We start from the raw sequence: 24685 nt of genomic DNA on the forward strand, positions 1-24685 counted from the left end.
TCTACATTAAACTTGCATTCGCATCATTTCTTGATAGGCTTCGACAGCCTTGTTCCGCACCTCAATCGCGAGTTGCATCGCTATCGACGACTCTTCACTTTGAATCATCACTTGATGAAGGTCGGCTTTTCCGACGGCAAGGTCGGCGCGAGCCGCACTCGTCGCCTGTTGCACGTCGTTCAACGAGCGCATCGCCTCATTCAAATACGATCCAAATTGAGATGGCGTATCTTTCACCGGGTTCACCCCGGTCGGTTGAGTTCCAATCATCGAAATCGGATTGATTTGCATCCGTCTTCACTCCTTATCCTTTACCAATTTCCATCGCTTTGACGAGCATCGCCTTCGTCGCATTCATCGCCGCCACGTTGGCCTCGTATGAGCGGGTCGCCCCCATCAGGTCGACCATCTCTTTTAACAAGTCCACGTTCGGCAACTGCACGTAGCCGCGTTCGTCCGCGTCGGGATGCGACGGGTCATAAGACAATTTATAAGGCGCCTCGTCCTCGACGATTCGTGCCACTTGCACGCCGCCCGAGACGGCGTTCGATAACTGTTTTCGAAACGGCGCTTCCTGAAGCACCGTCATCTTACGCGTATACGGCTGCCATTCTCCATCGACAAGTTTGCCGCGTGTCGTCTGCGCGTTCGCGATATTCGCTGAGACGGTGTCCATCCGTAACCGTTGTGACGTCAGCGCCGTCGCTGAGATATGAAAACTATCAAACATCCCCATCGTTAACGTCCTCCTCGTATCACCGTCTTCAAACCACCGAGCCGACGGTTGAGTTGTTCCATCATCGCCTCATATTGCAATTGGTTCCGCGCTAGTTCACTCATCTCGAAATCGAGGTCGACGTTATTCCCGTCACTGCGCATCGCACCTCCTGCACGGTCGACGATTTGGCTCGTCGCCCGCTCGCTCGGTCGCCCGCCGGCAAGTTTCAACCGCATCTCGTTCGATAGCGTCTGTTCGAAGACGGCTTGTTTCGCTTTAAAATTCGGGGTATCGATATTCGACAAATTATGACTGATCACTTTCTGGTGTAAGACCGAATGGTTGATCGCTTGCTTCATCAACTGATAGTCGGTGCCAATCCATTTCATGCGGCTCACTCGCTTTCACATAAAGATGCATGTATATACCTTATTTGGAAATTCTACTATTACATTGAAACAAATCTGTAACAGTTCTGAAAGATATTTTTAGGAAAACAGGTAAATGGTCTAGCTTCTTTTTGTCGAATTTACGACATATTCTGAAAATAATTACTTTTGCACTAAAAAACCCGTTCTTTCATTCGAAAGAACGGGTTTTTGGACCTAAAGCGGTCTTTATCTAGCGATTGTAAGGCTGTTCGTGATGAACTTGCTCTGTTTCAATTAGATTTCAGCTTCTGTAACTCAAACAAGAAATTATCATTCAGTATCTTGATATAGGTTCCTTTCATCCCGAGCGAGCGAGATTCGATGACGCCGGCGCTCTCGAGCTTCCGTAGCGCGTTGACGATAACCGAACGAGTGATTCCCACTCTATCGGCAATTTTGGAAGCAACTAACAATCCTTCGTTTCCACCGAGCTCTTCAAAGATGTGCTCAATCGCTTCGAGTTCAGAATACGAGAGGGAGTTGATCGCCATTTGCACGACTGCCTTCTTCCGGGCAGACGCCTCGGCTTCCGCCGCTTTTTCACGCAAGATCTCCATCCCAACGACTGTCGCGCTATATTCTGCGAGGACGAGGTCGTCTTGCGTGAATTCGTTATTCAAGCGTCCGAGCACGAGCGTGCCGAGACGTTCGCCGCCGCCGATAATCGGAACGATCGTCGTCTTCGATTCGAGAAAGAGTTCGCGGTTCTCAACCGGGAACGCCGTATATTCGCTATCGATATCGATATTTTCCGTCGTCTCTTTCACGTTGAACAAGTTCGACGCATACGGCTCCGGGAACTGGCGGTCGACAAGGAACGCCTTCATCCGCTCATTTTCAATCTGTTGTTTGATCGCAAAGCCGAGCAAGCGGCCGCGACGGCTGACGATGAATGTGTTCGCCTCAAGCACTTCACGCATCTTGTCCGCCATCTCTTTAAAGTCGACGTGCGCGCTCGCCTCTTGTTGAAGCATCGTGTTCAATTGGCGTGTTTTATCTAGTAAGTTCATAGTTCTGATTTTCCTCCCTGTATGTGCATACAGAATCTTATAGTATATATTGGCTTAAGTCTCGATCTTCCGCAATCGAACCGACTTTTTCTTTGACGTAAGCAGGTGTGATTTGAACGTTCGTCTGTGGCATGTCGGCCGCCTCGAACGACAAGTCCTCGAGCACACGTTCCATGATCGTATAAAGGCGACGTGCGCCGATGTCATCCGTCTCGCGGTTGACGTGCGTCGCAATCTTCGCAATCTCTTCAATCGCCTCATGGGTGAACTCGACCCCGATCTCTTCAGACTCGAGGAGCGCCGTATATTGCTTGATGAGCGCTTGCGACGGTTCGGTCAAAATCTTGACGAAGTCTTCTTCCGTCAAGCTGCTCAGCTCGACGCGAATCGGGAAGCGCCCTTGCAGCTCCGGAATCAAATCGGACGGCTTCGCCATATGGAACGCTCCGGCCGCGATGAAAAGGACGTGATCCGTTTTGACGGGACCGTATTTTGTCACGACCGTCGACCCTTCGACGATTGGCAGGATGTCGCGCTGGACGCCTTCACGCGAGACGCCGGCATGGTCTTGCGACTTCGTGGCAATCTTGTCGATTTCATCGACGAAGATGATCCCCATCTGTTCGCTACGCTGCACGGCCTCGTCATGGACCTCGTTCATGTCGAGCAAGTTCTCCGCTTCTTCGGCGATGAGGAGCGGGCGGGCCTCACGGACCGTGATTTTCCGCTTCTTCCGTTTCTTCGGCACGATTTGTCCGAGCATGTCTTGAAGGTTCGACAGCCCTTCCATCCCTTGCCCTTGGAACAAGTCGACCGTCTGCTTCTCTTCCAAATCGACTTCAATCAACCGTTCCTCCAACTCGCCGAGCTCGAGCAGGCGCCGAAGCTGGGCCCGATCGCTCGCTTGTGTCGAGTCGGTCGCCGGTTCTGCCTGTTGCGCCTGACCGCCAAACAGTGCCTCGAAAGGGTTCGAGGCTGTCGGGGCGGCTTTCGCCTTCCCTTGAAGCGCATCGAGGATCCGCTCCTTGGCGACGGCTTCGGCTTGGTCTTTGACGCCTTCCTTCTTGTCTTCTTTGACGAGACGGACTGACGCCTCAACGAGGTCCCGGACCATCGATTCGACGTCGCGGCCGACGTAGCCGACTTCTGTGAACTTCGTCGCCTCGACCTTGACGAACGGGGCACCGACGAGTTTGGCGAGACGGCGGGCAATCTCGGTCTTCCCGACACCGGTCGGGCCAATCATCAAGATATTTTTCGGCGTCACTTCATCCCGAAGGTCCGCGCTCAGCTTTTGACGGCGATAGCGGTTACGAAGTGCGATCGCGACTGCCCGTTTCGCATCTTTTTGGCCAATGACGAAGCGGTCTAGTTCCGACACGATTTGGCGTGGTGTCAATTCACGTTTCATTTCGAATCGCCTCCAATTGTTTCGACAATGACTTGGTCGTTCGTATAGACACATAGCTCTCCAGCAATCTCGAGTGCGGCTCGCGCGATCTCTTCGGCCGATTTTTCTGGCGAGTAGCGGACGAGGGCCCGCCCCGCAGCCAGGGCGTAATTGCCGCCCGACCCGATAGCGAGGATGCCGTCATCCGGTTCAATCACTTCGCCGTTACCTGAGACGAGAAGCAAGTGATCGGCGTCCATGACGATGAGGAGCGCTTCGAGCTGACGGAGCATTTTATCGCCGCGCCACTCTTTCGCGAGTTCGACGGCCGCCCGCGGCAAATTCCCGTTATACATCTCGAGCTTTGACTCGAACTTCTCGAACAGGGTGAACGCGTCGGCGACGCTACCGGCGAAACCGGCTACGACTTTTCCGCCATAGAGCCGGCGTACTTTTTTCGCTTTGTTCTTCATGATGACCGCGTTTCCGAGCGTGACTTGTCCGTCCCCGCTCATTGCGCCTTTGCCTTCGTGTCGGACTGCAAAAATCGTTGTTGCATGGAACATAGTATGACCCCCTACTTTCTCGGATGTGTTGCTTGATAGACCGCCCTCAGCCGTTCGGTCGACACATGCGTATAGCGCCCCGTCGTCGACAGCGATTCGTGGCCGAGTAATTCTTGGACGGCACGAAGATCAGCCCCGCGTTCTAATAGATCGGTCGCAAAGCTGTGGCGGAGCGAGTGTGGTGTCAACGGCTTCTGGAGACCACCGCGTTTCCGTAGCCGCTTCATAACATACCGGATTTGGTCTGTTGTCACTCGATTCCCGTTTTGACCGAGAAATAAAGCCGTTTCCTCGGCACTAGTATGCGCCTGTCTGACGAGCAGATAGCGGTCGAGCGCTTCCATCGCATATTTGCCGAGCGGGATGTAGCGTTCCTTCTTCCCTTTCCCGACGACATGGACGAAGGCGAGCGCCTTGTCATACGACGCGAGGTCCATTCCGCACAGTTCCGCCACGCGCATCCCGGTGCCATACAGCATCTCGACGATGGCGACGTCACGTGCGCGCATAAACGGGTCCTCCTCGGCTGCCGCGGCATGAAGCAGCTGTTCTACCTCACTCGGGACGGCAAACGTCGGCAACGACTTGCGTCGCTTCGGTGACGTCAGGCCATGAAACAGCGGTTCCCCCCCGTTTTCACGGGCGATGAACTTCCCGAACTGCTTCAGGCAAGATACTTTTTGCGAGACGGTCGTCGTCTTGGCGTCCGCCTCGTAAAGAGCATATAAATAACGCCGCGCCGACTCCACATCATACGGATCGAGATGCGTCGTTTGGCAATATGCGGCGTACTGGTCAAGCGTCTGCCCATAAGAGCGTTTCGTATGAGGCGACAGTCGTCGTTCGACTTGGCAATAGCGTAAAAATGATTGTTGATCCTCGCCGAATCCCATTCGCTCGCCCCCTTGTTTTTGGCATAAAAACGCCTGTTCCCGTCAAATCGAAATTAGCATAGCATACAGAAAGTAAGGTGACAATAGATAGCCCTTCAATAATCTGAAAATTTTCAAAGTGTTGTACAAATTACACAATTGAAATTTAAATTCAGAAAAAAGGAAGCCAAATAATGGCTCCCTTCCCTTAAATCTCTTTATACTGTTGGATCGTCTCAAGGGCACGATTGGCGTATTTCTCGTAGCGTTCTTGTTTCTTCATTTTCTTCGGCGCGTCTTCAAGCGACGGCACAAGTCCAAAGTTTGCGTTCATCGGTTGGAAGTGCTTTCCGTCCGTCGTCGTGATGTAGTGCGCCATCGAACCGAGCATCGTCTCACGTGGGAGCACGACCAACTCTTCCCCTTGAATCAGTTTGGCCGCATTGATTCCGGCAAGGAGTCCTGAAGCGGCAGACTCGACGTAACCTTCGACGCCCGTCATTTGTCCGGCGAAGAAGAGTGTGTCACGCGTACGCGCCTGATATGTCGGCTTGAGCAAGTTCGGCGAGTTGATGAACGTGTTACGGTGCATCACACCGTAACGGACGATCTCAGCGTTCTCTAGTCCCGGGATGAGTTGGATGATTCGTTTCTGCTCGCCCCATTTCAAATGGGTCTGGAACCCGACCAAGTTGAAGAGCGTGCCGGCCGAGTTGTCTTGACGAAGTTGTACGACCGCATGCGGACGCTTATTCGTCTTCGGATCTTCAAGGCCGACCGGTTTCATCGGTCCGAACAGAAGCGTCTTTTTCCCGCGCTGGGCGAGCACCTCGAACGGCATGCAGCCTTCGAAATAAATCTCTTTCTCGAACTCTTTGAGCGGGACGACTTCGGCTTTGACGAGTTCGTCATAGAAGACATCGAACTCTTCTTCTGTCATCGGACAGTTCAGGTACGCCGCCTCGCCTTTGTCGTAACGCGATTTCAAGTAAACTTTGTCTCGATCGATCGTCTCGCCGTCAAGAATCGGCGCGGCCGCATCGTAGAAGTACAAGTAGTCTTCTCCTGTGAACGCTTTGAGCGAGGCCGATAAGTCAGGTGATGTGAGCGGTCCGGTCGCCACGATGACGATGCCGTCCGGGATTGCTTGAATCTCTTCGTTGTGCACGGTCACGTTCGGATGGTTCTTCAACGTCTCGGTGACGAACCCGGCAAAGTCGTGCCGGTCGACGGCGAGCGCGCCGCCGGCCGGGACGCTCGCCGTGTCTGCCGCTTTCAAGATAAGCGAATCGAGCGTGCGCATCTCTTCTTTCAGGACGCCGACTGCATTTTGCAGGCCGTTCGCCCGAAGCGAGTTCGAGCAGACGAGCTCTGCGAATTGGTCGGTATGGTGGGCCGGTGTTTGACGGACCGGTCTCATTTCATATAAGTCGACTTGAATCCCGCGCTTCGCGAGTTGCCAAGCCGCCTCGGAACCGGCAAGCCCGGCCCCGATGACAGTTACACGTTGTGACAATCTTAATCCTCCTCTTGCTGATGTACCTCGGTATGGGTACAGTTCGTACATTGATATTTGACGCCGTCTTTAATTTTCTTCTCGACCATCATGTGGTCACATTCCGGGCAAGGTTTCGCGACCGGTTTGTCCCAAGAGACGAACTCACAATCCGGATAGTTCGAGCAGCCGTAGAATAGACGGCCTTTCTTGCTGCGCCGTTCGACGACTTGGCCGTCTTTACAGCTCGGACAAGGGACACCGATTTCAACTTGGACCGGCTTCGTGTTCGTACAGTTCGGGAAACCAGAACAAGCCATGAACTTGCCGTAGCGCCCCATCTTGATGACCATCGGCGAACCGCAAATCTCGCAGTCGATGCCGGCCGGCTCATCTTTCACTTCAATCTTCTCGATTTCCGACTCGGCCCGCTTCAACCGTTTCTCGAAACTGCGATAAATCGGCGCGACGACATCCGTCCATGCGACTTCCTCGTTCTCGATGGAGTCGAGGAGCGTCTCCATATCGGCCGTGAACTGGACCGTGATGAAGTCGTTGAAGTATTCGTCAATCATCTCGATTACGAGTTCGCCGAGCTCGGTCGGGACGAACTTCTTCTCTTCTAGCACGACGTAGCCACGCTTTTGAATCGTATCGAGCGTCGGTGCGTACGTTGACGGACGACCGATCCCGAGTTCTTCCATCGCACGAACGAGTCGGGCCTCTGTATAACGCGGCGGTGGCTGCGTGAAGTGCTGCTTCGGCTCAATCGTCTCGAACGCGAGCGTATCGTCCACTTCAAGCGGCGGCAACAAGCCTTCCTTCTCTGGGTTCGCTTCTTCGATATCATCGTCTTTTGACTCGATATACACTTTCATGAAACCAGGGAACTTGACGGTCGAGCCGTTGGCGCGGAACGTCATCCCGTTCGACTCGACATCGATTTTCACCGTGTCAAGGACAGCCGGTGCCATTTGGCTGGCGATGAGCCGTTCCCAAATGAGTTTGTACAACCGGAGTTGGTCACGTGACAAGTACGGTTTCATCATGGCCGGGTCACGCAGCGCCGACGTCGGACGAATCGCTTCGTGTGCGTCCTGGGCGTTCGTCGCTTTTTTCTCTTTTTGCTTTTGAAGCGCGACATATTCTTCGCCGAACGTCGATTCGATATATTCTTTCGCTTCAGCTTTCGCCAAATCGGAAATTCGCGTCGAATCGGTACGCATGTACGTGATTAAACCGACCGTGCCTTCTTTTTTGCCAAGGTCGATCCCTTCATACAACTGCTGGGCGAGCATCATTGTCTTTTTCGCACGGAAGTTCAGCTTACGGGCCGCATCTTGCTGAAGCGAGCTCGTCGTGAACGGGAGGGACGGGTTTCGTTTGCGTTCCTTTTTCGTGACGTCGACGACGTTAAACGAGTCCCCAATCGTGTTGAGCACTTCGTTCGCGTCAGCCTCTGTCTTCAGTTCGACTTTCTTGCCGTCTTTTCCGAAGAAAGAAGTCTCGAACGTCTCCCCGTCATGATTGAGGTTCAGTTTGATTGTCCAGTACTCTTCTGGGTCGAAAGCGTTGATTTCCCGCTCGCGATCGATAATCATCTTCACGGCGACCGACTGGACACGTCCAGCCGACAATCCTTTTTTCACTTTCTTCCATAATAACGGACTCATCCCGTATCCGACGAGACGGTCCAAGATCCGTCGCGCCTGTTGGGCATCGACGAGGTCGTGATTGATTTTACGCGGGTGTTTGAACGATTCTTTAATCGCATCTTTCGTGATCTCGTTGAAGACGACACGACATTCCGTCGTCTCATCGACACCGAGGGCACGGGCTAAATGCCATGCGATCGCTTCCCCTTCGCGATCCGGGTCAGCCGCGAGAAAGATTTTCGTCGCTTTTTTAGCGGCCGTCTTCAATTCTTTCAAGACCGGCCCTTTACCACGAATCGTAATATACTTCGGTTCAAAGTCGTGTTCGACGTCGACACCGAGCTGACTCTTCGGTAAATCAATGACGTGACCCATCGAGGCTTTGACCGTATAATTCGATCCTAAATACCGTTTAATTGTTTTTGCTTTCGCAGGTGATTCGACGATCACCAAATATTTTGCCATACATCTGCTCCCCTTTTAGAGGTCATTTAAATCCCTACCATAATATTCATGTTCTCGATGATTTGTCAACGTACAATCATGAGATCGTTTAGAAATTGATCGGGATTCGTCAATGGAATCGCACCTTCTTCAATCAATCGATTCGGTCCGGCGGCGAGTCGATCGAGCGGGCTGCCCGGGACGGCAAACACCGTCTTTCCTTGCTCGAGCGCATGGCTGACTGTATTCATCGTCCCACTTTTTTCCCTACCTTGGACGACGACGAGCCGATCGCCAAGCCCACTGACGAGACGATTCCGTTCCAAAAATTGAAATTTTTTTACTGGCGTGTCCGGCACGTATTCGCTCAACAATAATCCGGTTCGTTCAATCTTGTCAAACAACGGACCATGCGCGGTCGGATAAAGGTGAGAAAATCCCGATCCGAGAACGGCGACGGTCGGTCGATTGCGGACGAGCGAGGCTTCATGTACGAGCCCATCGATGCCTTTCGCCCCGCCCGAAATCGATACAGTTCCTTCTATTAAAGGATGCAAAAACTCGACGAGCGGACGACTGATGCGATTCAATTCACGGCTACCGACCAATGCGGTGGTTCTTTCATGTAGTACCTCTAAATCCCCTCGATAAAACAAACAATACGGAGGATTCGGGATGACGAGCAAACGCGTCGGGAACAACGGGTCTTCCCACGTCATGAAGTTGGTGTACGTCTCGGTATTTCGCTTCGCCCGTTCCACTTTCTTCAAGACGGCAGAAGAAGCGTAATACGTATCGAGCGTACCGGATAAATAATGATGAACGAACTCGACAGGCAACCGTTCGGCTGCAAAACGTGCTATTGTTTGATTCATCACAATCTCCTTTATAAGAAAGAGGGATGAACATTCATCCCTCAGACCGATTTGGCTTACGTCGTCGGTTGACCCGTGACACAAGCGTCGTATATCCCTTTTTCTTTCAAAACGCGAATGAGCGTCTCGCCGATGACAGCCGGCGTCTCGGCCACTTCAATCCCGTTGGCGTTGAGTGTCTTGATCTTCTCGGCTGCCGTTCCTTTACCGCCAGAGATGATGGCGCCAGCGTGACCCATCCGTTTGCCTTCTGGGGCCGTCTGGCCGCCGATGAAGCCGATGACCGGCTTCGTCATGTTCGCCTTCACCCATTCGGCCGCTTCTTCTTCCGCAGTCCCGCCAATCTCACCGATCATGATGACCGCTTTCGTGTCTTCGTCTTCGTTGAACGCTTTGAGCGTGTCGATGAAGTTCGTGCCGTTGACCGGGTCGCCCCCGATGCCGACTGCCGTCGATTGTCCGATACCGGCTGTCGTCAATTGATGCACCGCCTCATACGTGAGCGTACCTGAACGCGACACGATCCCGACGTGACCTTTCGTATGGATATACCCTGGCATGATTCCAAGCTTCGCTTCCCCTGGCGTGATAATCCCTGGACAGTTCGGTCCGATTAAACGAGCCGGTTTGTCCTCGAGATAACGTTTCACTTGGATCATGTCGATGACTGGAATCCCTTCCGTGATGCAGATGATGAGTTCGATTCCGCTATCGGCCGCTTCCATGATTGAGTCAGCAGCGAACGCAGGTGGCACGTAGATGATTGACGCGTTCGCGCCCGTCGCTTCGACTGCCTCAGACACCGTGTTGAAGACCGGCACACCATCAAGGACCGTCGTACCGCCCTTACCAGGCGTGACGCCTCCGACTAGCTTTGTGTTATAAGCCAACATCTGTTCGCCGTGGAACAGACCTTGTTTCCCTGTGATCCCTTGAATGATCACTTTTGTATCTTGATTCGCCCAAATACTCATGTCGTTTCCCCCTTATCGAACGAGTGCCGCGATTTTTTCTGCACCGTCAGCCATCGAGCTCGCCGACGTGATCGCAAGACCAGATTCATCGAGAATGCGTCGTCCCGCATCCACGTTTGTTCCCTCTAAACGAACGACGAGTGGTAAATCGAGTCCGATTTCTTTCGTCGCCGCGACGATTCCTTCAGCGATGATGTCACACTTCATGATGCCACCGAAGATGTTGACGAAGATCCCTTTGACTTGGTCGTCTGACAAAATCAACTTGAACGCTTCCGTTACTTTCTCTTTCGTCGCACCGCCGCCTACATCGAGGAAGTTGGCGGGCTCGGCGCCGTAATGCTTGATGATATCCATCGTCGCCATCGCGAGACCAGCCCCGTTGACGAGACATCCGATATTCCCATCGAGCGCGATATAGCTGAGGTCGTGTTTCGACGCTTCGACTTCACGTGGATCTTCTTCCGTCGTGTCGCGCAAATCGAGAATGTCTGAATGACGGTAGAGCGCGTTGCTATCGAAGTTGAGTTTCGCATCGAGCGCGATGACGTTGCCGTCTTTCGTCGTCACGAGCGGGTTGATTTCCGCGATCGTGCAATCTGTCTCGACGTATACTTTGTACAACTTCATGACCATGTCACTGAACTTGTTGACGAGCTTCGTTGGTACTTCCATCTTGAAAGCGAGACGACGGGCTTGGAACGGACGGAGTCCGACGACCGGGTCGACGATTTCTTTATGAATCTTCTCTGGTGTATGTTCAGCGACTTCTTCGATGTCCATACCACCTTCAGATGAACCCATGATGACGATTCGGCCGATCGAACGGTCAAGCACAAGTCCTAAGTAAAATTCTTGATCGATTGCCGATCCTTCTTCGATGTAAAGACGTTGAACGACTTTTCCTTCCGGTCCAGTCTGATGCGTGACGAGCGTTTTGCCGAGAATTTCAGACGCATACTGTTTGACTTCCTCATCCGTCTTCGCAAGTTTGACACCGCCGGCTTTGCCGCGGCCACCTGCATGGATTTGTGCTTTGACAACTTTCAATTCACCGTCTAGCTTGGCGGCGGCTGAAACTGCCTCCTCTACCGTAAACGCCGGATAACCGGTCGGTACGGCGACTCCAAATGCGCGGAGCAGTTCTTTTGCCTGATACTCATGGATATTCATTTGATTTCCCCCTTAGTCCCCTTTAATATCGGCACGTCTATTGTAACGAAAAACTGAAAGCGCTGTCTATCGTTCTTGCATTAACTTTTCATCTTTTTTTCACAAATAGCGCTAGACATCTATGATTTTATCCTGTTCCATTTGATAAAGAAACACAAACAGCTCGGCGATGACCTGATACAGGTCGTCCGGGATGTGCTCTTCGATTTGTAGTGCGTCGAGAAGCGACAACAGCGCCGGGTCCTCGTGAATCGGGATCCCGTTCGCTTGGGCGAGGGCGAGCATTCGCTCGGCGACGAGTCCGCCCCCTTTGGCGACGACGCGAGGCGACTCCATCGTTTGCTCATACGACAAGGCGATGGCTTGCTTACGTTCGGTCATATTCGACGATCCACCTTTCCGAGCGGGGCGAACGGCTCTGGCACCGCTTCTATTTTTTGTTCGAACGCGAATCGGGACAGTTCATACCCCGCGTTATGTAACGCCAAAGAGAGTGTTGGCTCATAGGCGCGGACGAACGGACCTAAGTCGTGGCCTTCGTTATACACTTTAATCGTGATTTGCCGCTTATGGACGAGCAAATCGATCCCCGTCTCGCCGAACCGGGGCGTCTCGAGGAAGAGGACGATGCGAGCATGATCGGCGTCGAGCATCTCACGTTTCGGACCCTCGAGACGGAACTTGACGTTCTCGAACGGTCCTAAATGCGGTATGTGAAATCCATGAGCAGCGAACGGAGAGGTCTGCAACGCGTTGAACGTCTCTTGGGCGCGCACGAACGGCTCGAACTTCGTATCTTTCGTTTTGAACAGTTCGCCAATCAACTGCTTCACCTCGCTGCCGGCGCCGCTGTCGAGCAACTTTTGCCCTTGCACCTTGATCTGTTCTGGCGTCTCGAGCGGTTGCCGGGCGAACTTGGCGAGCTCTGAAGTGAGTAAGGCGAGCGGCGAGCGTGCTGCTTGCGCTTCGGTCGTCTGCGGGACGACTTTCAACACGAGTTTCGGCTCGAGTTCTGTGACGACCATCTTATACGTGACGTTCTCTTTCACGTCGGCGTTCACCCCGACGCGAAACAGGCCTTGCGGCAGTTGCATGACGGCCTCACCGCCGGGCAATAACTGGAGCACCCTGCCGACGACCGTATTGCCGACGAGCAGTTGGCGTGACGTCTGTTCCGTCACTTTGAACGGCATGACGCCTTGGTGATCGATGCGCATCGTTTCCCCTCCTACATCTGTTTGATTGGCGCGAACGACTTCCGGTGAATCGGCGTGACGCCACGTTCGGCAAGACCAGACAGATGGTCTTTCGTCCCGTAGCCGGCGTTGCGCTCAAAGCCGTAGCCCGGATAGAGGACGGCGTAATCTTCCATCATCTTGTCCCGGACGACTTTGGCGACGACACTCGCCGCCGCAATCGAGACGCTCCGCGTGTCACCCTTGATGAGCGACGTCTGCGGCAGCTCGAGTTCGAGGCGCATCGCATCGATCAAGAGCGCATCGACGTCATCGAGCCGCTCGACCGCTTCCTGCATCGCTAGCTTCGTCGCCTCATAGATGTTCACCTCGTCGATGACGTCGGCGGCCACGATGCCGACCCCGACCGTCGCCTCGGCCATGATCTGCTCGAAGGCGCGCTCACGGGCTCGTTTCGACATCTTCTTCGAGTCGTTCAATCCAGGATGATAAAACGAATCGGGCAATACGACCGCTGCCGCGACGACCGGACCTGCGAGCGGGCCACGGCCCACTTCGTCGACACCGGCGATGCGTTCGAATCCCGAGGCGATCAGTTCCCGCTCGAACGCCATCCGGCTCGTGTAATCGTCCCGCTCGGCCTGTTCGTGTAAGAACTGCCTATCTTTTTTGGCGATGAGCGCTAGGACGCCTTTACGCGTCTCAGTGTCGAACGACGCGCGCACCGCTTCCCACTCCTCATATCGGACGGTCTCGAGCCGTCGTTTAATTTCTTCAATCGTCATCGTATCCCTCCTATCCAAAAAAGCCCTGTTTGCACAGGGCTTCACGCCAGCTCATGATCGGCCGGTGTCTCGAGTGAGATTCGGCCAATCTTTTCGTGACGCAACTCGTTTAACAACAACTCGCTCGCTTTCTCGAAATCGACGTAGCCGCCGCTAATGAGACCGCGTTTCTTGCCAATCAACTCAAGCAGTTCGACCGCATCCTCCGGCAACTCCTCGAGCTTGAAGCGGTCCTTCAACTGTTCCGGATACCGCGTCCGTAGCTCGCGCGCCGTGTAGAGGGCGATATCGTCCAAGTTCAAGATTTCGTCCTTGATTGCCCCTGTCGCCGCCAAACGATAGCCGACGAGCTGGTCCTCGAACTTCGGCCACAAAATCCCCGGTGTATCGAGCAGCTCCATCTCGCCGCCTTTCATCTTGATCCATTGCTGGCGCTTCGTCACACCCGGGCGGTCACCCGTGATGGCGATGTTGCGCCCGGCGAGGCGGTTGATGAGCGTCGACTTCCCGACGTTCGGGATCCCGATGATGAGGGCACGGATTGGACCAGGGTTACGGCCTTTCTCACGCATCCGGTCGTGCTTGTCTTTCATGAGCTTCTCGGCGCCCGTCATGAGCTGCTTCAAGCCTTTGCTGTGCTTCGAGTCGACGGCGACGACTTCGACGTCGTCCCGCTTGAACGCTTTGAGCCAAGCGTCTGTGACGGCAGGGTCGGCCATGTCGGCTTTATTGAGGACGATGAGACGCGGCTTGCCCGCCGTGATCTCATCGACGATCGGATTTCGGCTCGACTGCGGGACGCGTGCATCGACGAGCTCGATGACGACGTCAATCAGTTTAATCTTTTCTGTTACTTGTCTTCTTGCTTTGGCCATGTGGCCAGGAAACCATTGAATTGCCAAAAAAACACCACCTTATTCTTCTACCGTCCCGAAGTCGTCTAGCGGCCAGAACACGAAGTTCGTTTTGCCGACGACGTCCTCTTTCGAGACGAGACCGATCTCTCGGCTATCTTTCGAGTTTTGTCGATTGTCACCCATGACGAAGTATTGACCGTCCGGGACGACCGACTCGCCCGTCACTTGTTCGAGCGTAAAGTTCTCGGTGAGCGGGAACCCGTTCATTTGGGCGCGGAAGTCATCCAAATACGGCTCTTCCATCGCCTCTCCGTTCAAATAGAGCGTATCGTCACGATATTCGAGCGTGTCGCCTGGGATGGCGATGACGCGTTTGATGTAATCTTTCGATTCGGTCGCATGGAAGACGATAATGTCCCCACGATCGAGCTCTCCGACATAGTTCGAGATTTTACTGACGATCATGCGATCGGCATTTTGGAGCGTCGGCATCATCGATTCTCCTTCGACGATGACAGGTACAAAGATGAACGTCCGGATCACGAACGCGATGACGAGCGCTACAACGATCGCCTTAATCCAACTGAACACTTCTTTCAACATGCCTCACTCCTCTATCCGTTTGAACTTATTGTACTAGAAAAAAAGAAGCTTGTCGCAAGCGACAAGCTTAATCCCCATCTTAACGACGGATTTCTTTAATACGTGCTGCTTTACCGCGAAGGTTGCGGAGGTAGTAAAGTTTTGCACGGCGGACTTTACCGTAACGAACGACTTCGATTTGCGCGACACGTGGTGAGTGAAGCGGGAATGCACGCTCAACACCTACGCCGTAAGAAATCTTACGGACTGTGAATGTTTCGCTGATGCCGCCACCTTTACGTTTGATGACTACGCCTTCGAACATCTGGATACGCTCACGCGTTCCCTCTACGACTTTAACGTGGACACGTACTGTGTCACCAGGACGGAAAGCAGGTACGTCCGATTTGAATTGTTCTTCTGTGATTTCACGGAACAGTTTTTGTGTGTTCATGAATGTATTCTCCTTTTTCTTCAATGTTCATGTCTTCATATGCCCAGGCATCCAACAGCGGAACATCGGTAATCGGCGGGTTTAACCCACATGCTCAAACATAGCATAAATTGATCAATCGCGCAACGACTCGAGGAAGATTTTATCGCGTTCTGTCAGCTCGGCCGCTTCGAGTAAGTCCGGTCGCCGCTCATACGTCTTTAAAAGCGACTGCTCACGTCGCCACGCCTCGATTCTCGCATGGTTGCCGGACAAGAGGACGTCCGGCACCTTCAAGCCTCGGAAGTCGGCAGGACGGGTATAGTGCGGGTATTCGAGGAGGCCGGTCGAGAACGAATCGTCCTCGTGGCTCGCCTGCGCCCCTAAGACGTCCGGCAACAGCCGGACGGTCGCGTCGATCATGACCATGGCGGCGAGCTCGCCCCCGGTCAAGACGAAATCTCCGATCGACACTTCATCGGTCGCGAGCTCGTCATGGATCCGTTGGTCGAACCCTTCATAATGGCCGCACAGGAAGACGAGGTGGTCTTCCCCGGCCCATTCCTCGGCGATTTGTTGGGTGAACGGCCGGCCCGTCGGCGTCGTGACGATGACGCGCGGACGATTTGCGTCGAGCGAGGCGAACGCATCGAAAATCGGTTGCGGCGTCAGCAACATGCCGGCACCGCCCCCGTACGGATAGTCATCGACTTTATGATGTTTGTTCGTCGAGAAGTCTCGAAAGTTCGTGAAGCCGATGTCGACTTGCCCGAGCCCTTTCGCTCGCCCGACGATGGAATGGTCGAGCGGGGCGAACATCTCGGGGAAGAGCGTCAACACGTCAATCTTCATCTTCAATCATTCCCGGAATCGGGGTGATGACGACCCGCTTCGCTTCGACGTCAATCTCGCTGACGACCGACTCGATGTACGGAATCAACGCATCAGACTTTCCAGGCCGTTTGATGACCCAGACGTCGTTCGCGCCCGTCTCGAAGATATCATCGACGACGCCGATGACCTCACCGTCGACGACGACGTCGCAACCGATAATCTCATGGTAATAAAACTCGTGCTCCGGGAGCTCGTGCACGTGCTCGGCATGGACGTACAGCTTCATCCCTTTATACTTCTCGACGTGGTTGATGTTCTCGAACCCTTTGAACGTGACGAGATGGAACTGCTTATGGGGACGATACGTCGTGATGGTCATCTCTTGCTTCTTCCCATCGACGTCGAGGAAGAGCGTGTTTCCTTTTTTGAACCGTTCTTCCGGGAAGTCCGTCGCAGCCAAAATCTTCACTTCGCCTTTCAACCCATGGGTGTTGGCGATCTTTCCTACGTACAACCAATCCATTGTATCCCTCCTCATAAAAATAGGCCGACCTCATAAAAGGTCGGCCGCAGGCTTACTTCGCGTTTTTCGCGTTGTGGAATTTCTCCATGATCCCTGCTTTAGAGAACAAGTTACGAACTGTGTCAGATGGCTTCGCGCCGTCTGCCAACCATTTGAGCGCGAGTTCTTCGTCGATGCGAACTTCTGCCTCTGGTTTTGCAACCGGGTTGTAGTATCCTACTTGCTCGATGAAACGACCGTCACGTGGTGAACGTGAATCAGCGACAACGATCCGGTAGAAAGGTGATTTTTTTGCGCCCATGCGCTTAAGACGAATTTTAACTGCCATGGTAATATACCTCCATCATGTGTTTAAGAATTGACAACTTTAATAGTATACTGCTTTTTCGTCCGACTGACAAAAGGTTTCTTTAGAAGAACGGAAGACCGAGGCCTTTTTTCTTCCCTTTCATTTGTCCCGACATTTGCTTCATCAGCTTCTTCATGTCGTCGAACTGTTTGATGAGGCGGTTCACTTCCTGGATGGAGCGACCGCTTCCTTTTGCGATCCGTTTCCGACGACTCGCATTGAGCACTTCAGGATGAGCGCGCTCGTGCTTTGTCATCGAGCGGATAATCGCTTCGACGTGATCGAGTTGTTTCTCGTCGATTTGGACGTTCTTCAACCCTTTCATCTTACCTGCACCAGGTAACATCGAAAGTAACTCATCAATCGGGCCCATGTTTTTCACTTGACCCAATTGCTCGATAAAATCATCGAACGTGAATGATGCATCGCGCATTTTGCTCTCGAGCTCTTTGGCGGCATCTTGGTCCATCTGCGACTCGGCTTTTTCAATGAGCGTGAGCACGTCACCCATCCCAAGAATCCGTGACGCCATGCGTTCCGGATGGAATGGTTCGAGGGCATCCAACTTTTCACCGAGACCGACGAACTTAATCGGCGCTCCCGTGACTGCCTTGATTGAAAGGGCTGCCCCACCACGCGTATCACCGTCGAGCTTCGTGAGCACGACGCCGGTAATTCCGAGCAAATCATTGAAGCTGTCGGCCACATTGACCGCATCTTGTCCCGTCATCGCATCGACGACGAGGAAGATTTCATTTGGTTTGGCGATCGATTTCACGTTTTCGAGCTCACCCATGAGCGTCTCGTCAATGTGAAGGCGACCGGCCGTATCTATCAACACGAAGTCGTGATGATTCGTTTTCGCGTACTCGAGCGCTTGCGTGACAATCTCTTCCGGTGTCACTTGATCCCCAAGCGAGAAGACCGGTAAATCGAGTTGCTTGCCGAGCGTCTCAAGTTGCTTGATGGCCGCGGGACGATAAATATCGGCCGCGACGAGGAGCGGACTCCGGTTGTGCTTTTTGCGAATCAAGTTCGCGAGCTTGCCGGTCGTCGTCGTTTTCCCCGCGCCTTGTAGTCCGACCATCATGACGACCGTCGGCGGTTTTTGGCTAAAGGTGATTGGGACGACGTCGCTACCCATCAGAGTCGTTAACTCATCGTGAACGATTTTGACGACTTGTTGTCCTGGTGTCAACGATTTCATGACGTCTTGGCCGATGGCCCGTTCTTTCACGTCGTTGACGAACTGTTTGACGACTTTGAAGTTGACATCGGCTTCTAGGAGCGCGAGGCGAACTTCACGCATCATCTCTTTGACGTCTGCCTCCGAGATTTTCCCTTTGCCGCGCATCTTCGCAAGTGACGCCTGCAATCGTTCTGATAATCCTTCAAATGCCATGCTCCAGCCCCCTACTCTAAATTCTCAAGCGCTGAAATCGTCGCTGTCACGTCGGGGGTTGTCCCGACTTGACGTTTGAGCGTCTGAAGCAACTGTTGGCGCTGTTCGTGTTTCTCGAACAGACCGAGCTTTGCTTCGTACTGCTCGAGCATCGTTTCCGTGCGCTTTATGTTATCGTAGACCGCTTGACGGCTGACTTCGAACTCTTCTGCAATTTCTCCGAGCGAAAAGTCATCTAGGTAATAAAGAGACATATAGTTGCGCTGTTTCGGTGTGAGAAGCGCCTGATAAAAATCGAATAAATAGTTCATCCGATTCGTCTTTTCTAGCGACATCCGTTCCACCTCCACATGTTAAGTGAAATCCCTTTACAACTAACAATAGTACAGCCGTCCTAACTTCTTGTCAAGTTTTTTTCTTAACAGTGAAAGTCAGGCGAGGTCATCGTTTGTCTGTTCTTTTTCCTCGAACACGTCACCGAACAGACCGAGGACGAACTGCTCTGGGTCGAACGGTTGCAAATCATCGATTTTCTCACCGAGCCCGACGTATTTGACCGGGATATCGAGCTCGTTTCGAATCGCGAGCACGATCCCACCTTTGGCCGTCCCGTCGAGTTTCGTCAACACGATGCCGCTCACGTTCGTCGCTTCTCGGAACGACTTCGCTTGCAACATCGCGTTTTGGCCCGTCGTCGCATCGAGTGCAAGGAGCACCTCGTGTGGTCCGTTCGGCACTTCCCGTTCGATGACACGCTTCACTTTTTCAAGTTCTTTCATCAAGTTGACCTTGTTTTGGAGACGTCCGGCCGTGTCACAAATGAGGACATCGACCCCGCGCGACTTCGCCGCTTGGACGGCATCGAACACGACCGCGGCCGGGTCAGACCCTTCCGCTTGACGAATGACCGGCACGCCGGCCCGTTCGCCCCAAACTTGGAGCTGGTCGATGGCCCCGGCGCGGAACGTATCGCCTGCCGCAAGCATGACCGAGCGGCCCTCTGATTTCAATTGGTGGGCGAGTTTGCCAATCGTCGTCGTCTTGCCGACCCCGTTCACACCGACGAACAGGATGACCGTGAGACCGTCCTGCATGTTGAGTTCACGCTCCGACTCGTCCTCTTGAAGACGTTTCGCCACGACCTCGACGAGCGCATCGCGGACGGCGGCCGGGTCTTTTAAGTTGCGGCGTTTCACTTCTTCTTTCAAGTCTTCAACGAGATCCATCGTCGTCGTCACGCCGACGTCCGCCTGGATGAGCAAGTCTTCGAGTTCATCGAAGAAGTCCTCGTCGACTTCACGAAAGCGATAGACGAGGTCGTTGACGGCGCTCGCGAATCCGTCACGCGTCTTCGTCAAACCGTCTGTAAACTTTTGCGACACCTCTTGGGTCGAGGTCGTCAATTTATCTTTTAACTTCTTAAAAAAACTCAAGTCAATTCCTCCATCTCTTGTTCCGTCTCGACGACGCGCTTCGCCTCGGCCAGTTCGACCGAGAGCACTTCGGAGACCCCGTTTTGTTGCATCGTCACGCCGTAAAGCGTGTCGGCCGCCTCCATCGTCCCTTTGCGATGGGTGATGATGACGAATTGTGTATCGATTGAGAGCGTGCGGACGTATTCACCGAAACGATGGACGTTCGCTTCGTCGAGTGCCGCCTCGACTTCATCAAGGACGCAAAACGGCACCGGACGCGTCTTCAAGATCGCGAATAACAACGCGATCGCGGTCAAGGCACGTTCACCGCCAGAAAGCAGGCTGAGCGTCTGCAACTTCTTGCCCGGCGGTTTGGCGACGATATCGATCCCGGTATTGAGCAAGTCATGTTCATCCACTAGTTTCAAATCGGCCTCGCCGCCGCCAAACAGTTCGATGAACGTCTGTTTGAAGTGGGCGCGGACGGACGTGTATGTCTCCTTGAAGAGACGGGTCACTTCCTGGTCCATCTCGGAGATGATCGCATACAAGTCCTCTTTCGCGCTGACGAGGTCGTCGCGCTGTTCCGATAAGAACGTGAAGCGCTCGTTGACGACGTCGAACTCTTCGATCGCATTGATGTTGACCGGACCGATCTCCTCGATTTGACGGACGAGCAACTTGAACTCCTCACGCGCCTCTTCTAAGGCGATTTCGAGTGCCGGGAGGAGCTCGTAGACGAGTCCACGCTCCTCGAGGGCATCGAGTTTCCACTGTCGTTTCAACTCGAGTTCGTTATGTGTCGACTCGATTTTCCGGACGTCACTTTCCATGCGCCGGAGCACGTCCGTCGCCTGTTGCTCACGTTGACGAATAATCCGGTGCGATTCTTCGAGTGCTTTAAGTGAAGCCGTCTCGGTCTCGATGTGACGTTTGAGCGCCTCCATCTCGCCCTGCGCCGCCTCGTGGGTGAGACGGAGTTCAGCAGACGAGACGATTTTTCCGGTCGCGAGACGGTCGAGCTCGGCCTCGATTTGACCGATCCGTTCGGTGAGCTTCACACGTTCTTGATTGAACCGCTCGACTTCCGCCTCGACCCGTTCGAATTCGAGCGCATAACGCTGGCGGTCGAGCTCGAGTTGACGCATCTGTTCGCGCAAGTCCCCCGTCGTCTCGACACTTTTCGCTTGTTCGACACGGAGTGACTCGAGCTGTTTGCGGAGGACCGTCTCTTTCGCTGCTGTCGCCGCGATCTCCTCGGTCAGACGAGCGAGCTCGGACGTCGACGCATCAATCGTTCGTGCGTATCGATTCATCTCATGGTCGAACAGTTCGAGTTGTGCTTTCGCGTCTTGGCTGACGCGTTCGAGGTCACGATAACTCGCCTCGCGTTCGCGAAGGGTAATCTCTTGCTCACGTTTTTCTGTCCGTACCGTCTCGAGTTCTGCCTCGAGACGTTTAATCTCGTCCGTATACTCCGTCACCCGTAACTGCTGCTCATGGAGCATGGCGAGCCCTTGCGTCAATCCTTGCTTCAAGTCATCGAGCTCGCGTGACTGCGTGAACAACGCCACACCTTGTTTCCGGCTCCCCCCCGTCATCGAACCACCGACGTTGACGATGTCCCCGTCGAGGGTGACGATGCGGTAGCGATACCCCGTCGTCTGGGCAATCCGGTTCGCCACTTCGAGCGACTTCGCGACGACGACCGCGCCGAGAAGCGACCGCTTCAATCGATCATACGACTCGTCTGTCGTGACGAGGTCGGCGGCGACCCCGACGAACCCGTCCATCGCTTCGAGGCGATGCACGACCTCACTCGGAACGTACCGCTCCTTCACCGTCGTCATCGGGACGAACGTCGCCCGACCGGCGTTCGCCCGGCGCAACTTGTCAATCTCGCGCCGGCCGACTGCCTCGTCGGCGACGACGATGTGTTGTTGCGTCTGTCCGAGCGCCGTCTCGATGGCGGCTTCGTAAGACGGCTGGACTTGAATCAGTTCGGCCACGGCACCGAGGACGCCCGGGCCCCGGTCTTTCAGCACGAACTTGACGGCATGGAAGTAGCCTTCATACGATTGCTTCATCCGCTCGAGCATATCGATTCGGTCTTCGGTCTTCTGGCGACGGCGGTCGAGGTCATGGTACGACTGTTCGGCACGCGTCAACTTGTCTCGGAGCGCACGCTCACGAGTCGTCAACTCGTCTTCGCGTTCGAGCAACTGTTGCCATGCCGCCCGCGCAACCTCGAGCGTCGAGCGCTCCGCGTCGAGCGCGGTCGTCTGTTCGCTTCGCACGTCAAGCCGGTCCTTGTTCTCACGCAGGAGGCGTTCGGTCGCTTCTCTCGCTTGCTCGATATCTCGTTCTTCGCGCTTCTGCTGATTCGTCAACGTGGCTCGTGTCGTCGCAAGTTCGAACGCTTCGCCCTGAAGCTGCTCAATTTCCGACTCGAAATCGCGTGACGCCGCCACGAGTTTTTGATCGAGCGCGTCACGCGAAGTGTCGGCCACCTCGAGCGTCGACCGTTTCTTCGCCATATCGTCCCGTGCGATGGACAAGCGGGCCTCGAGCTGTTCCAGCTCAGCAGCCAACTCTTCACGTTGTCGTTCAAGGCGTTCTTTCGTCTCGGCACCATGCTCTTCACGAGCCTTTGCCAAGTTGATCTCGCCAACCAAACGTTCGAGCTCGGTCGCCTGTGACCGCTCGGTTTGATGCGACGACTCGAGATGATCCCGTTTGTCCGAAAGATTCGTCTCGAGTTCGGCTCGCTCCGCTTGTAGCGTAGCCAGCGACTCGTTCAAACGCTGTTGTTCTTTCGTCGCCGCATCGAGCTCCGTCTGACAGGTCGTCAACTTTTGACCGAGCTCGGTGATTTCGGCTCCGAGGATGCCGGTCTCGAGTTCGTCATGCCGTATTTTTGCGACTTGATATTCCCGTGCGAGTGCCGCTTGTTCACGTAGCGGTTCGACACGATCGGCGAGCTCATATAAGATGTCGTCGACACGAGACAAGTTGAGCTCCGTGTCTTGCAATTTGCGCTCGGCTTGCTTCTTCCGTTGACGATACTTCAGTACACCAGCCGCCTCTTCGATGACGGCACGACGGTCTTCCGGTTTACCAGAGATGACCTGTTCGACCCGGCCTTGTCCGATGATGGCGAACGCGTCACGGGAAAGACCTGTATCCATGAACAAATCAAGGACGTCTTTTAGACGACATGGCTTTTTATTCATGAAGTAATCGCTATCCCCGCTCCTTGAAACGCGTCGCGTCACACTCACTTCTTCATAAGGGAGTCGCAGATGAGCGTCAGAATTATCGAGCACGAGGGTCACTTCGGCGACGTTCCGATGATTCTCTCCCTCACTCCCGGCAAAGATGACATCTTCCATCTTCGCGCCGCGTAGCGATTTGGCCGATTGCTCCCCGAGCACCCAGCGTACCGCGTCCGATATATTTGATTTCCCGCTCCCGTTCGGCCCAACGACCGCCGTGACACCAGGACGGAAATCTAGTTCAATCCGCTTGGCAAATGATTTAAAGCCCGCGAGTTCAATTCGTTTTAAGTGCATCGTGACCATCCTATCCTCAGTAAGCATTCATTCGTTTATTTTACCACAGTTGACAGTTCGTCAAAATGCTAGAATCATGCTATTCTAAAAAGAACTGTAGAAAGGGGTACGACACATGACGAACGAACAAATGATCGAGGCGATTCTCGACAAGATGAACATCATCAACCGCGGCGCAATCAAAGCCGAAGAATATAACCGGGCCGACAGCTCGGCCGTGAAAGAGATTTATGACTACGTGATGAACCGCTCATCGCTCTCCATCTCTGAAGTCGACGGCATCGTCGAGGAGCTCGGACAATTGAACTGAAAAAGAGTGAGCCGCGGCGGCTCACTCTTTTTCATAGGTCGGCGTAGCGCCGATTGAATTCAATTAACGCCTCTTTCGCGGCAATCTGTTCTGCTTCCTTTTTCGAGCGACCGACCCCTTCTCCGACGATATCGTCAGACAAACGGGCGTGCGCGACGAACTCCCGGCTATGGGCCGGACCGCGCTCTTCGATAATCGTATAGGAGACCGGACCGAGACCTTCCCGCTGGACGCTCTCTTGCAGCTGGCTCTTATAATCCGTCTGTTCTTCAAACACACCGGCCAAGACTTTCGGAAAAACCGCTTCGGCGAGGAACTGTTCGACTGGTTCGATCCCTTGGTCGAGATAGAGTGCGCCGATGTAAGATTCGAACACATCAGCGAGCAACGCCGGACGTTTACGTCCACCCGTCAACTCTTCTCCTTTCCCAAGCAGGATGAACTCAGAGAAAGCGTAAGCTTCGGCAAAGTTGACGAGCGATGGCTCACACACGATGGCAGCCCGTAACTTCGTTAATTCCCCCTCGGAGCGCTCCGGGTACGTCTCATACAAAAATCGTGAGACGGTCAGTTCGAGGACTGCGTCTCCTAAAAACTCCAATCGTTCATTGTCTTTCTTCAGTCCACGTTGTTCATTCACATATGAGGAATGCGTGAACGCCTGCATCAATAGCTCTTTATTCGCGAACTGAACCGAGAGCTTTCGTTCGAGCGCATTGAACTGCTCGAGGATGCGCGCGCGTTCGATTTCGTTTCGTCGGCGCCGCTGTGCCGACCCTTGACGGTCAAACCGTCGTTTGTCTTTTGTCATGGTTCCCTCCAAA

At 53.9% G+C, this 24685-nt stretch carries 27 protein-coding genes; 1 reads left to right on the top strand and 26 read right to left on the bottom strand.

The window, feature by feature from the left end; all coding sequences use genetic code 11:
• Window positions 1-6: 6 nt before the first annotated feature.
• From fliE to smc, 25 genes are all read right to left on the bottom strand, one after another.
• Complete coding sequence (gene fliE, locus KNP76_RS00870) at window positions 7-291, bottom strand: flagellar hook-basal body complex protein FliE (protein WP_034808903.1); 285 nt, start codon at window positions 289-291, stop codon at window positions 7-9.
• A 13-nt stretch (window positions 292-304) separates the two neighbouring features.
• Window positions 305-736, bottom strand: coding sequence for a flagellar basal body rod protein FlgC (flgC, locus tag KNP76_RS00875; protein ID WP_034808904.1), 432 nt, complete (start codon window positions 734-736; stop codon window positions 305-307).
• Between the two features lie 2 nt (window positions 737-738).
• The gene (gene flgB, locus KNP76_RS00880; protein ID WP_034808906.1) at window positions 739-1107 is read right to left on the bottom strand and encodes a flagellar basal body rod protein FlgB; all 369 of its coding nucleotides are present in this window, start codon (window positions 1105-1107) and stop codon (window positions 739-741) included.
• A 272-nt stretch (window positions 1108-1379) separates the two neighbouring features.
• On the bottom strand, window positions 1380-2159 hold the full coding sequence (codY, locus tag KNP76_RS00885) for a GTP-sensing pleiotropic transcriptional regulator CodY (protein ID WP_024370097.1): 780 nt from the start codon (window positions 2157-2159) through the stop codon (window positions 1380-1382).
• Window positions 2160-2196: 37 nt separating this feature from the next.
• The gene (hslU, locus tag KNP76_RS00890) at window positions 2197-3570 is read right to left on the bottom strand and encodes an ATP-dependent protease ATPase subunit HslU (protein ID WP_034808910.1); all 1374 of its coding nucleotides are present in this window, start codon (window positions 3568-3570) and stop codon (window positions 2197-2199) included.
• Window positions 3567-4115 carry an ATP-dependent protease subunit HslV gene (gene hslV / locus KNP76_RS00895; protein ID WP_034808912.1) on the bottom strand — a complete coding sequence of 183 codons (549 nt, stop codon included), beginning with the start codon at window positions 4113-4115 and terminating at the stop codon, window positions 3567-3569. Before hslV ends, hslU begins: the two co-directional genes overlap by 4 nt.
• A gap of 11 nt (window positions 4116-4126) precedes the next feature.
• A complete protein-coding gene (locus tag KNP76_RS00900; RefSeq protein WP_034815088.1) occupies window positions 4127-5008 on the bottom strand; it encodes a tyrosine recombinase XerC in 882 nt (293 codons plus the stop codon).
• A gap of 187 nt (window positions 5009-5195) precedes the next feature.
• Complete coding sequence (gene trmFO, locus KNP76_RS00905; RefSeq protein ID WP_034808916.1) at window positions 5196-6503, bottom strand: FADH(2)-oxidizing methylenetetrahydrofolate--tRNA-(uracil(54)-C(5))-methyltransferase TrmFO; 1308 nt, start codon at window positions 6501-6503, stop codon at window positions 5196-5198.
• A gap of 2 nt (window positions 6504-6505) precedes the next feature.
• A complete protein-coding gene (gene topA, locus KNP76_RS00910) occupies window positions 6506-8602 on the bottom strand; it encodes a type I DNA topoisomerase (RefSeq protein ID WP_214842136.1) in 2097 nt (698 codons plus the stop codon).
• A 65-nt stretch (window positions 8603-8667) separates the two neighbouring features.
• Window positions 8668-9456: a DNA-processing protein DprA gene (locus tag KNP76_RS00915; protein WP_214842139.1), complete on the bottom strand. Its 789-nt coding sequence runs from the start codon at window positions 9454-9456 to the stop codon at window positions 8668-8670.
• Between the two features lie 56 nt (window positions 9457-9512).
• Entirely contained in the window at window positions 9513-10430 is a 918-nt protein-coding gene (gene sucD, locus KNP76_RS00920; protein WP_034808921.1) for a succinate--CoA ligase subunit alpha, read from the bottom strand.
• A gap of 12 nt (window positions 10431-10442) precedes the next feature.
• Window positions 10443-11603 (bottom strand): ADP-forming succinate--CoA ligase subunit beta, encoded by a 1161-nt coding sequence (gene sucC, locus KNP76_RS00925; RefSeq protein ID WP_034808924.1) that lies wholly within the window; start codon window positions 11601-11603, stop codon window positions 10443-10445.
• 111 nt (window positions 11604-11714) lie between these two features.
• Window positions 11715-11984: an EscU/YscU/HrcU family type III secretion system export apparatus switch protein gene (locus KNP76_RS00930; protein WP_214839373.1), complete on the bottom strand. Its 270-nt coding sequence runs from the start codon at window positions 11982-11984 to the stop codon at window positions 11715-11717.
• Window positions 11981-12820: a hypothetical protein gene (locus tag KNP76_RS00935; protein ID WP_214842158.1), complete on the bottom strand. Its 840-nt coding sequence runs from the start codon at window positions 12818-12820 to the stop codon at window positions 11981-11983. Before KNP76_RS00935 ends, KNP76_RS00930 begins: the two co-directional genes overlap by 4 nt.
• An 11-nt stretch (window positions 12821-12831) precedes the next feature.
• Window positions 12832-13584 (bottom strand): ribonuclease HII, encoded by a 753-nt coding sequence (locus KNP76_RS00940; RefSeq protein WP_034808930.1) that lies wholly within the window; start codon window positions 13582-13584, stop codon window positions 12832-12834.
• Between the two features lie 41 nt (window positions 13585-13625).
• Entirely contained in the window at window positions 13626-14486 is an 861-nt protein-coding gene (ylqF, locus tag KNP76_RS00945; protein ID WP_034808931.1) for a ribosome biogenesis GTPase YlqF, read from the bottom strand.
• 12 nt (window positions 14487-14498) lie between these two features.
• The gene (gene lepB, locus KNP76_RS00950) at window positions 14499-15044 is read right to left on the bottom strand and encodes a signal peptidase I (protein WP_034808933.1); all 546 of its coding nucleotides are present in this window, start codon (window positions 15042-15044) and stop codon (window positions 14499-14501) included.
• A 79-nt stretch (window positions 15045-15123) separates the two neighbouring features.
• Window positions 15124-15477 (bottom strand): 50S ribosomal protein L19, encoded by a 354-nt coding sequence (gene rplS, locus KNP76_RS00955; protein ID WP_024370083.1) that lies wholly within the window; start codon window positions 15475-15477, stop codon window positions 15124-15126.
• A gap of 114 nt (window positions 15478-15591) precedes the next feature.
• A complete protein-coding gene (gene trmD / locus KNP76_RS00960) occupies window positions 15592-16308 on the bottom strand; it encodes a tRNA (guanosine(37)-N1)-methyltransferase TrmD (protein ID WP_034808935.1) in 717 nt (238 codons plus the stop codon).
• Complete coding sequence (gene rimM / locus KNP76_RS00965; protein WP_034808938.1) at window positions 16298-16813, bottom strand: ribosome maturation factor RimM; 516 nt, start codon at window positions 16811-16813, stop codon at window positions 16298-16300. Before rimM ends, trmD begins: the two co-directional genes overlap by 11 nt.
• A 52-nt stretch (window positions 16814-16865) precedes the next feature.
• Window positions 16866-17141 (bottom strand): 30S ribosomal protein S16, encoded by a 276-nt coding sequence (gene rpsP / locus KNP76_RS00970; RefSeq protein ID WP_034808940.1) that lies wholly within the window; start codon window positions 17139-17141, stop codon window positions 16866-16868.
• A gap of 82 nt (window positions 17142-17223) precedes the next feature.
• Complete coding sequence (gene ffh / locus KNP76_RS00975) at window positions 17224-18564, bottom strand: signal recognition particle protein (RefSeq protein WP_214842160.1); 1341 nt, start codon at window positions 18562-18564, stop codon at window positions 17224-17226.
• Between the two features lie 11 nt (window positions 18565-18575).
• Complete coding sequence (locus KNP76_RS00980) at window positions 18576-18899, bottom strand: putative DNA-binding protein (protein WP_034808944.1); 324 nt, start codon at window positions 18897-18899, stop codon at window positions 18576-18578.
• A gap of 96 nt (window positions 18900-18995) precedes the next feature.
• Window positions 18996-19997 carry a signal recognition particle-docking protein FtsY gene (gene ftsY / locus KNP76_RS00985; RefSeq protein ID WP_034808947.1) on the bottom strand — a complete coding sequence of 334 codons (1002 nt, stop codon included), beginning with the start codon at window positions 19995-19997 and terminating at the stop codon, window positions 18996-18998.
• Complete coding sequence (gene smc, locus KNP76_RS00990) at window positions 19994-23551, bottom strand: chromosome segregation protein SMC (RefSeq protein ID WP_214842167.1); 3558 nt, start codon at window positions 23549-23551, stop codon at window positions 19994-19996. The genes ftsY and smc overlap by 4 nt, the downstream gene beginning before the upstream one ends.
• Before the next feature lie 115 nt (window positions 23552-23666).
• Here smc and KNP76_RS00995 point away from each other — a divergent pair, with 115 nt between their 5' ends.
• Complete coding sequence (locus tag KNP76_RS00995; RefSeq protein WP_034808954.1) at window positions 23667-23861, top strand: DUF1128 family protein; 195 nt, start codon at window positions 23667-23669, stop codon at window positions 23859-23861.
• A 31-nt stretch (window positions 23862-23892) separates the two neighbouring features.
• Here the strand turns inward: KNP76_RS00995 and rnc are convergent, their stop codons facing one another.
• The gene (gene rnc, locus KNP76_RS01000) at window positions 23893-24672 is read right to left on the bottom strand and encodes a ribonuclease III (protein WP_051622719.1); all 780 of its coding nucleotides are present in this window, start codon (window positions 24670-24672) and stop codon (window positions 23893-23895) included.
• Window positions 24673-24685 lie beyond the last annotated feature (13 nt).

The organism is Exiguobacterium sp. s150, from assembly GCF_018618435.1.
Classification (GTDB): domain Bacteria; phylum Bacillota; class Bacilli; order Exiguobacteriales; family Exiguobacteriaceae; genus Exiguobacterium; species Exiguobacterium alkaliphilum.

Coding starts and splice junctions, on each gene's coding strand:
- hslU (WP_034808910.1), bottom strand. CDS start 3,570: ATGAAACGTGAATTGACACCACGCCAAATCGTGTCGGAACTAGACCGC.
- codY (WP_024370097.1), bottom strand. CDS start 2,159: ATGAACTTACTAGATAAAACACGCCAATTGAACACGATGCTTCAACAA.
- trmD (WP_034808935.1), bottom strand. CDS start 16,308: ATGAAGATTGACGTGTTGACGCTCTTCCCCGAGATGTTCGCCCCGCTC.
- smc (WP_214842167.1), bottom strand. CDS start 23,551: ATGCACTTAAAACGAATTGAACTCGCGGGCTTTAAATCATTTGCCAAG.
- hslV (WP_034808912.1), bottom strand. CDS start 4,115: ATGTTCCATGCAACAACGATTTTTGCAGTCCGACACGAAGGCAAAGGC.
- KNP76_RS00980 (WP_034808944.1), bottom strand. CDS start 18,899: ATGTCGCTAGAAAAGACGAATCGGATGAACTATTTATTCGATTTTTAT.
- flgB (WP_034808906.1), bottom strand. CDS start 1,107: ATGAAATGGATTGGCACCGACTATCAGTTGATGAAGCAAGCGATCAAC.
- KNP76_RS00995 (WP_034808954.1), top strand. CDS start 23,667: ATGACGAACGAACAAATGATCGAGGCGATTCTCGACAAGATGAACATC.
- topA (WP_214842136.1), bottom strand. CDS start 8,602: ATGGCAAAATATTTGGTGATCGTCGAATCACCTGCGAAAGCAAAAACA.
- rimM (WP_034808938.1), bottom strand. CDS start 16,813: ATGGATTGGTTGTACGTAGGAAAGATCGCCAACACCCATGGGTTGAAA.
- KNP76_RS00940 (WP_034808930.1), bottom strand. CDS start 13,584: ATGACGATTGAAGAAATTAAACGACGGCTCGAGACCGTCCGATATGAG.
- sucC (WP_034808924.1), bottom strand. CDS start 11,603: ATGAATATCCATGAGTATCAGGCAAAAGAACTGCTCCGCGCATTTGGA.
- rpsP (WP_034808940.1), bottom strand. CDS start 17,141: ATGGCAGTTAAAATTCGTCTTAAGCGCATGGGCGCAAAAAAATCACCT.
- flgC (WP_034808904.1), bottom strand. CDS start 736: ATGGGGATGTTTGATAGTTTTCATATCTCAGCGACGGCGCTGACGTCA.
- rnc (WP_051622719.1), bottom strand. CDS start 24,672: ATGACAAAAGACAAACGACGGTTTGACCGTCAAGGGTCGGCACAGCGG.
- lepB (WP_034808933.1), bottom strand. CDS start 15,044: ATGTTGAAAGAAGTGTTCAGTTGGATTAAGGCGATCGTTGTAGCGCTC.
- rplS (WP_024370083.1), bottom strand. CDS start 15,477: ATGAACACACAAAAACTGTTCCGTGAAATCACAGAAGAACAATTCAAA.
- KNP76_RS00935 (WP_214842158.1), bottom strand. CDS start 12,820: ATGCGCATCGATCACCAAGGCGTCATGCCGTTCAAAGTGACGGAACAG.
- sucD (WP_034808921.1), bottom strand. CDS start 10,430: ATGAGTATTTGGGCGAATCAAGATACAAAAGTGATCATTCAAGGGATC.
- KNP76_RS00900 (WP_034815088.1), bottom strand. CDS start 5,008: ATGGGATTCGGCGAGGATCAACAATCATTTTTACGCTATTGCCAAGTC.
- KNP76_RS00915 (WP_214842139.1), bottom strand. CDS start 9,456: ATGAATCAAACAATAGCACGTTTTGCAGCCGAACGGTTGCCTGTCGAG.
- fliE (WP_034808903.1), bottom strand. CDS start 291: ATGCAAATCAATCCGATTTCGATGATTGGAACTCAACCGACCGGGGTG.
- ffh (WP_214842160.1), bottom strand. CDS start 18,564: ATGGCATTTGAAGGATTATCAGAACGATTGCAGGCGTCACTTGCGAAG.
- KNP76_RS00930 (WP_214839373.1), bottom strand. CDS start 11,984: ATGACCGAACGTAAGCAAGCCATCGCCTTGTCGTATGAGCAAACGATG.